We start from the raw sequence: 7279 nt of genomic DNA, 5'->3' as shown, positions 1-7279 counted from the left end.
GTAATTTTACCGTCTTTTAACTCCCATATCTTGTCTACAACCATATCAAGAAAATATCGGTCATGACTGATAACAAGTAATGCTCCATCAAATGCTTTAAGTTGACCAATAAGTAGATCTATTCCATTGAGATCAAGGTGGCTGGTTGGTTCATCCGCTAGAATGCCATGTACTTGTTGGGAAAATGCGGCAGCAATTTTTGCACGAGTTTCCTCTCCGCCACTCATTGTGTCGTTTTGTACATTGGAAACACCAAGGCGAGATAACATTGCCCGGTCTTCGACCGTTTCTATTTCGATTCCGCCCAGTTGGCTGATATGTGCAAAATCACCAAAACGCTGTAATGTCGCTTCGGCTAAAACAATTTCGCCATTAAGTACTTTGAGTAAACTACTCTTTCCTGCTCCGTTATCACCCACAAGACCAATACGGTCATAAGAGTGAATTTCCAATTCATCAATATCCAAAACATCACGCCCAGCATAATCCAAGCGTATGTTTCTCGCTTTAATAATTAAACTCATTTTTATTTACTCCTGTTTAGCTCTTGAAATTTTTTATGCAGCAAACAGGATTTAGGTGAAAACAAAAGCTAGCATCACAGTGTCCTCCCAAAAAAAAAGCTATTCATCCACAGGGTGGACAAATAGCTAGTCAATTAAGTTATAACTGGAAACTATGCACTAAAAGCATACTTATAAATTAAGCATACTTTTACTTTATATATCCGCATATATTCTTAAAGACACAACAAAAGCCCACCATTATAAAATAGTGTCACTATGCAAATAGTTGTGTCTTAACGAATGCGGATAGAATGCATAAACTTACCTAAAAAATAAAATTCAGTTTTATGATAACTTTACTGTTAAAAGAAGTCTAGACAACCTTGTTTTATGCTTGGATATAAGGCTTATTTTAAAATAATAGTAGTGAAGATTTTCTAAAATTAACATAATACACCTTATCCGAAATGCTTAGATATTTTCATTATCTTTCAATGTTATAGTCAATACTTAATAGCCCGAAACGTCATGCTCGGGCTTTTTTTATGATTCTTCACGTTCCACGACTAATATTTCATCAATGTTTCACAACTTTGATTAGCTCCAGTAAATAATTAAAACCTAGATAATAAGAACCGAGCGAGTGTCTACGAGCGATTGAGCATCATCAAAATTTCGACCTCGCTTTTTCTCTGATTACAAGCTCCCTTTCGATTTTAAACGGTAGTTACAGAGCATCCCGAATGGGTGCGAACTTTGGAGCTTTTGCTTTTCAAAAAGTATGAGCGAAGCGAATACATTACCAATGCTTTTGCTTTTAGATTTCATAAACAGGATTAACCAAAAACTGCCCCATGAAGCGAGGAACGAGCTTCAATAGAGTACGAGCTTTAGCGAGTACATAGGGCAGTTTTAAGCACTCCCCTCTTTTTAATATTTTTTAATTTTTTAATTTTTAGCCTCTACAATTAATTGATATATAAGAATAAAAATAGCAATAAGTACACCTTTATCTTGCAATAAGTACACCTTTATCTTGCAATAAGTACACCTTTATCTTGCAATAAGTACACCTTTATCTTGCAAAGTGACACTCAATAAAATAGAGTGTACTTATATATTTAAAAAACATGTGTGCTTATGAAAAAGGAACTAGTCGTTAAAGATAATGCACTAATAAATGCCAGTTATAATTTAGACCTATCAGAACAACGTTTAATACTGTTAGCCATACTTGAAGCTAGGCAATCAAATACACCCAATGATAAAGATTTGACGATTCATGCTGAAAGCTATATCAACCATTTCAATGTTCATAGAAATACAGCCTATAAAGTTCTTAAAGATGCTTGCAAAAGCCTATTTGATCGTAGATTTAGCTATCAAAAGCTGACTCAAAAGGGCAACATTGAGAATGTAATAAGTCGATGGGTACAACGAATATCTTATGTAGAAAATGAAGCTCTTGTTCGTATTAAGTTTTCTGATGATGTTGTACCGTTGATTACAAATTTAGAAAAACACTTCACCAGTTATGAACTAGAGCAAGTCAGCAGTTTAACTAGTGTTTACGCTATACGCTTGTATGAGTTGCTTATCGCATGGCGTAGTACAGGCAAAGTGACTATGGTAGAGCTAGAAGAGCTAAGATTAAAATTAGGCATAGAACCCAACGAATACAAGAGAATGGGGCAATTTAAAGAAAAAGTTTTACACCTTGCCATTGATCAAATTAATGAGTACACAGATATAAAAGCAGAGTATGAACAACACAAACGTGGTCGTTCAATTATTGGTTTTTCATTTAAGTTTAAGCAAAAATCACAGCCGAAAAAATTAGATTCTAAGCGTGACCCAAACACACCTGACTTTTTTGTCAAAATGACCGATGCACAACGCCATTTATTTGCCAATAAAATGTCAGAAATGCCTGAAATGGGGAAATATTCACAAGGTACAGAAAGCTACCAACAATTTGCTATCCGTATAGCAGATATGCTTTTAGAGCCTGAAAAATTCAGAGAGCTTTATCCAATATTAGAAAAATCAGGATTTCAGCCATGATTAAATTAAACAACCTATCAACTGATCTAAAACATGTGACCGTTGAATACCTCGACATCGTAAATTATGAAATTGCGAGGGAAAATATATGCGGTTATATCTTCCTATTATCTCGAATATCCAAAAATGCAGAACCCACCAAAAAAATGCAGATGGAAAGCAAAATACAGGACTTAATTTACTATCGAGATAATTTGCAGATAGAGGACAAAGACAATATTCAAAAGGTTTTAAATACGCTCATTCCCGAGTATCAAGCCGAACAGAACAACCAAACAGCTAAGAAAAATTAGGCTTCAATATCGGGCAAATCAAAAAGCTGTCTATCTCTATTTTCTGTTAAATATTCGTTGAGTTCAGCGAGTATTTTTTCTTTATTGGCTTCATTAGATTGCATCTTTTTAATTAAGTAAGAACCGAGCAAAATTTTACGTCTTGTATCGTCCTTTCTTTCTTGTTCCTTTTGCTTGGTTTTTTCTCTTGCATCAATAGCCTGTTTTTGAGCTTTTAACTGTTTCAACTTTTCTAATTGGGCTTCAATTTTCTTTTCGATATTTTCAGCAGATTTTGTCATAACGGTTAATTTCGGGATATAGAAAACCACTCAAGCATAAAACCCTATGAATTGAAATTCAAGCGGGCTATATGCTATCGTGTTTTTCATGAAATGCGCACTTACGACTTGGATTTCATCCAAGTCAAAGTTTGCGTAAGGGGTATCCCCTTAACCCCAAAAAACTGCTACGCAATTTTTTAAAAGCAAAAGCATCTCAAGGCGACTGCATGGCAATCTATCATTGTTCAACTAAAACAGTTAACCGAAGTTCAGGACGAACTGCGGTTGCATCAAGTGCTTATCGTGCAGGTGAAAAACTAGAAGATGAACGCACAGGGCTGACCCATGACTTTACGAGAAAAGACGGTGTCGCCCATTCTGAAATTATCTCTAATTTAGATATTGAAATTGACCGTGGCGAACTTTGGAACTTGGCAGAAAAAACCGAGAACCGCAAAGATGCCCGAACCGCTAGAGAATGGGTGATTGCCCTGCCTGATGAATTAGACGCTGATCAACGTAAGGACTTGGCAAAAGACTTTGCCAGGTCCTTAGTTGATCGCTATGACGTAATCGCAGATTTAGCCATCCATGAACCGAGTAAAGGCGGTAATGATAAAAACCATCACGCCCATATCATGCTCACAACCCGAAAAGCCGAATTGGACGCAGACAAAAAACTCACTCTGACCACCAAAACCGATATTGAACTCAGCAACGCCAAACGAAAAAGCCTTGGTATGGGGACAACCCAAGAAGACATTAAGCAAATTAGAGAAACATGGGCAGAGTTAGCCAATAAAGCATTGGAACGTGCAGGCTACCGAGAAAAAATAGATCACCGCAGCTATGCCGATCAGAACAACGGACTACAAGCCACCATCCATGAAGGCACCAAAGTCACTCAATTACGCAGACAAGGCATAGACACTGAAATTAGCCGTTTCAATGACAACGTCAAACAGCAGAATACCCAACAACTTGACCAACAGAAACAGCAGAAAGAGAGCGTTTTACAGCGTGGTTTAAACCGTGTCGATCAAGGTTTTGAGCAATGGCAGAAGAACCAAGAAAGCAAACGCCTAGAACTGGAACGCCAAGCGGAAATGAAGCGACAGCAAGAATTAGATAAACAACGAGCCGAACAAGCAAATCGTAAGGCATCACGAGATTTAGATAATGATGGATGGTCACGATGAGTAACCAAAATGATGATTTAGACCTAGACGATCAGTTATATATTCTATTGGCATCTATGAAGGAATACAGAGAAGCCATAGCAGACGATAACAAGCGATTAGAGACGTTTTACAACGAAGTGGCTAGCGGAGTGCTCAATAAGGCTGAAAAGTCGCTAGAAAACGCAAATAAGAAGCATACAGGCGCATTGAACAACAGTATTCAGCATTTAAACCAAGTTACAGCTAAACTAAATGCAAAATTTATCCTGTTTTTTGCCAGTACTTTTGTGGCTTTGGTTCTCGTATTGCTTTTGGCTATATTTTTGTATGTTCCAAGCCTTGATGAAATTCAACAGCGCAGAGCAGATAAGAAAGCATTAGAACAATATGCACTTCAAATCAAAGTTGATGATGGAGAAACACTCGTCAGAATCATGACGAAAAAGCCGTGTTACTCATTCCAACCAAATAACGTCAAAGAAAAAACCTATGACTGGTGTCAGATCGACCCTAAAAAATACTAGATGATCGGTACTTTGCTTGGTTTTTCTCATTACTGATCAGATTACAGCAAGCGCAAAGTTGCCCGACTTTGAAACATGGCTAAAGCCATGTTTCAAAGCATCGAGCTGAAATTTCGTATAAGAGATTTTATGTTAAATTTTTTATATCAAAATTTCAAAGTGTACTGATGAGTACACTTTGAATGGGTTCTAACACCCGAATTTCGTATATGAGATTTTATGTTAAATTTTTTATATCAAAATTTCAAAGTGTACTGATGAGTACACTTTGAATGGGTTCTAACACCCGAATTTCGTATATGAAATTTTATGTTAAATGATTGTTAGAAATGCCCCTTGATCGAGGCATTTTCTATAAAGAATACTAAAAACTAATTAAAGCCAACCAAGTTTCAAAACAAGGCAGTTCTCAGCAATCATATTTTTAAATTATATAACTCCCAACTGAGCTTTTGCTCCAACGATAAGGCTTTCATTTTGAGTTTCTAAGGCAAATAAACCATACATCAAAGGAGAGGCCGCTGCTCTTTCTAAAGTCTGTTCATATAGTTTATTCCAAACTTTACCCCCTAGTTTTTCATACTCGATGATTAGAGTTTTGAGGCTTTCTTCTCCAAACAAAGTTACATGCCCAGCAAAATCAATCGCTGGGTCATCTATATGGGCTGTTGACCAATCAATAACGCCTGAAACAGCTCCATCCTTTGAAGCTAGTACATGCCCAGCATATAAATCGCCATGTATAAATTGGGTGAAATCTGCCCATAGAACATCATTATCCAACCATTTTCTGTAGCGGGTTTCCAATTGCTCACTTATACCAATTTCAGATTTTACTAACTGCAAATTGTTTGCTATTTCAGGTCTTAAATCTGAAGGTTTCATAATTTTCAAATCATTTTCCCGAACTTCTTTTTCAGGAATACTATGGATTTCAAATAAGGTTTTTGCCAAAGATGTTATGTATTTCGGGCTATCTTTGTCCATATTCCAAATTATTTCATAGGTTTCAGCATCCAAATTTAAAACAGGATTATCTTTAAGTATGGGATAAGCCACTAATTCTGTAGATGAAATTCTCCAATCAGGAACCTCTACAGAAAGATGTTTTTTTACCAATTCTAAAATGCGTTTTTCTTTCTTGATTTGTTCCCTCATGCCATCACGACGAGGAATACGCAGCAACCATTGTTGCCCCTTTGTATCAAGAGCAAAAACGACCTTAAAATCAATGCCCATTTCATTGAAATTCATTTTGTCCGTAAGCAACAAGCCGTGTGCTTCAGCAAGTGATTGAATATCTTGAATTGTCATTTTTAATTTCCTTTAAAGAGTTCAATAATTAATGTTCGGATTAGATTGGCTATCATTAACAATCTCTCTCAAAAGTCTTGATGATTTTGTGGTCTTTGATCTCGTAGATAATGTCAGCAATATTATCGACCAATTGCTTGTCATGAGATACGAAGATAATAGTTCCTGCATAGGACTTCATCATTGTTTCTAATGCGGCAATACTTTTTAGGTCAAGATAGTTTCCTGGTTCATCCATAAGCAAAATATTATATTTTCCTAAAAGCATTTTGGATAAAAGCAGTTTGATGATTTCACCTCCCGATAAGTCGGATAAGTTTTTTTGAATATCATTCGCTCCGATCCCCATTGAAGCCAATACTGCACGAATTTCCGCAACTGTGTACTCGCACTCTTCCTGCATAAAGGAGAGCACAGATTTATGCGTGTTAAATTTATATCCTGTTTGTGTAAAGTAGCCAATTTCAGCTTTTGGAGATATGGTTAATCCATCAGCACGTTCTGATATCATTTTTAACAAGGACGTTTTCCCTGTTCCATTCGATCCAGTTATAGCGACTTTAGCGCCAAGCGGTATTATAAAGTTAGCGTCATCAAAGATAGTACGGCTACCAAATTTTAAGCTCAGACCATCTGCCGTAATCGGGAACTTATTGTGCAGTTCTAGGGCTGAACTTTGACGAAAACGAATAGAACGCAAATGCTCTGGTGCTTGAATATCTTCTAATGCAGCCAAACGCTTTTCCATACTCTTAGCTGCCTGATACAGTTTTCTTTGCTTGGTGCCAGTCATTTTTGCATGCCCAAGTCGTCCAGCACTTTCGGTAGAGTTTTTGGATTTTTCTCCTTTTTTCTTATTGTCTAATCGATTAGCTTGCTGGCGTTTTTCTTGCACAGCAGATTCTAATCGCTCCCGTTCCTTCATCATCAGCTCATATTCTACGGCTTGGTGTTGTCGCTCTTCTTCTTTTTGACGCAAGTAATCCGAGTAACCACCCCAATATTCCGTAATTTTACCGTCTTTTAACTCCCATATCTTGTCTACAACCATATCAAGAAAATATCGGTCATGACTGATAACAAGTAATGCTCCATCAAATGCTTTAAGTTGACCAATAAGTAGATCTATTCCAT

At 36.8% G+C, this 7279-nt stretch carries 7 protein-coding genes and 1 pseudogene; 4 read left to right on the top strand and 4 right to left on the bottom strand.

Annotation, left to right across the window (positions count from 1 at the left end; genetic code table 11):
• Positions 1-524, bottom strand: a pseudogene (gene msr(E) / locus FTU90_RS15380) (ABC-F type ribosomal protection protein Msr(E)); the annotation flags it as partial.
• A gap of 1122 nt (positions 525-1646) precedes the next feature.
• Between msr(E) (FTU90_RS15380) and repM the strand changes: the two are divergent.
• Together repM and FTU90_RS15370 are read left to right on the top strand one after the other, a co-directional pair.
• Positions 1647-2570 (top strand): replication initiation protein RepM, encoded by a 924-nt coding sequence (gene repM / locus FTU90_RS15375; protein ID WP_004856439.1) that lies wholly within the window; start codon positions 1647-1649, stop codon positions 2568-2570.
• Positions 2567-2863, top strand: a complete 297-nt coding sequence (locus FTU90_RS15370; RefSeq protein ID WP_004856442.1) for a hypothetical protein — start codon at positions 2567-2569, stop codon at positions 2861-2863. The genes repM and FTU90_RS15370 overlap by 4 nt, the downstream gene beginning before the upstream one ends.
• Here the strand turns inward: FTU90_RS15370 and FTU90_RS15365 are convergent.
• Positions 2860-3144, bottom strand: coding sequence for a hypothetical protein (locus FTU90_RS15365; RefSeq protein ID WP_004856445.1), 285 nt, complete (start codon positions 3142-3144; stop codon positions 2860-2862). The genes FTU90_RS15370 and FTU90_RS15365 overlap by 4 nt on opposite strands.
• Positions 3145-3353: 209 nt before the next feature.
• On the opposite strand from FTU90_RS15365, the gene mobQ reads away from it, so the two are divergent.
• Both mobQ and FTU90_RS15355 read left to right on the top strand, forming a co-directional pair.
• Positions 3354-4325, top strand: a complete 972-nt coding sequence (gene mobQ / locus FTU90_RS15360) for a MobQ family relaxase (RefSeq protein ID WP_159516850.1) — start codon at positions 3354-3356, stop codon at positions 4323-4325.
• The gene (locus FTU90_RS15355) at positions 4322-4831 is read left to right on the top strand and encodes a hypothetical protein (protein ID WP_136144375.1); all 510 of its coding nucleotides are present in this window, start codon (positions 4322-4324) and stop codon (positions 4829-4831) included. The genes mobQ and FTU90_RS15355 overlap by 4 nt, the downstream gene beginning before the upstream one ends.
• 429 nt (positions 4832-5260) lie before the next feature.
• Here FTU90_RS15355 and FTU90_RS15350 read toward each other — a convergent pair whose 3' ends face one another.
• Complete coding sequence (locus FTU90_RS15350; protein ID WP_000155092.1) at positions 5261-6145, bottom strand: Mph(E) family macrolide 2'-phosphotransferase; 885 nt, start codon at positions 6143-6145, stop codon at positions 5261-5263.
• Positions 6146-6200: 55 nt separating this feature from the next.
• The coding region (gene msr(E), locus FTU90_RS15345; RefSeq protein ID WP_180073075.1) for an ABC-F type ribosomal protection protein Msr(E) at positions 6201-7279 on the bottom strand (1079 nt) is incomplete at its 5' end.

Origin of the sequence: Acinetobacter sp. YH12200 (assembly GCF_013418175.1) — a bacterium.
GTDB classification, from domain to species: domain Bacteria; phylum Pseudomonadota; class Gammaproteobacteria; order Pseudomonadales; family Moraxellaceae; genus Acinetobacter; species Acinetobacter pseudolwoffii.
The sequence above is the reverse complement of the archived record's forward strand: the minus strand, read 5'-3'. Positions and strand labels throughout refer to the sequence as shown.

Bases quoted from the DNA above. Each gene is read 5' to 3' on its own strand.
- mobQ (WP_159516850.1), top strand. From the start codon at position 3,354: ATGGCAATCTATCATTGTTCAACTAAAACAGTTAACCGAAGTTCAGGA.
- FTU90_RS15365 (WP_004856445.1), bottom strand. From the start codon at position 3,144: ATGACAAAATCTGCTGAAAATATCGAAAAGAAAATTGAAGCCCAATTA.
- repM (WP_004856439.1), top strand. From the start codon at position 1,647: ATGAAAAAGGAACTAGTCGTTAAAGATAATGCACTAATAAATGCCAGT.
- FTU90_RS15350 (WP_000155092.1), bottom strand. From the start codon at position 6,145: ATGACAATTCAAGATATTCAATCACTTGCTGAAGCACACGGCTTGTTG.
- FTU90_RS15355 (WP_136144375.1), top strand. From the start codon at position 4,322: ATGAGTAACCAAAATGATGATTTAGACCTAGACGATCAGTTATATATT.
- FTU90_RS15370 (WP_004856442.1), top strand. From the start codon at position 2,567: ATGATTAAATTAAACAACCTATCAACTGATCTAAAACATGTGACCGTT.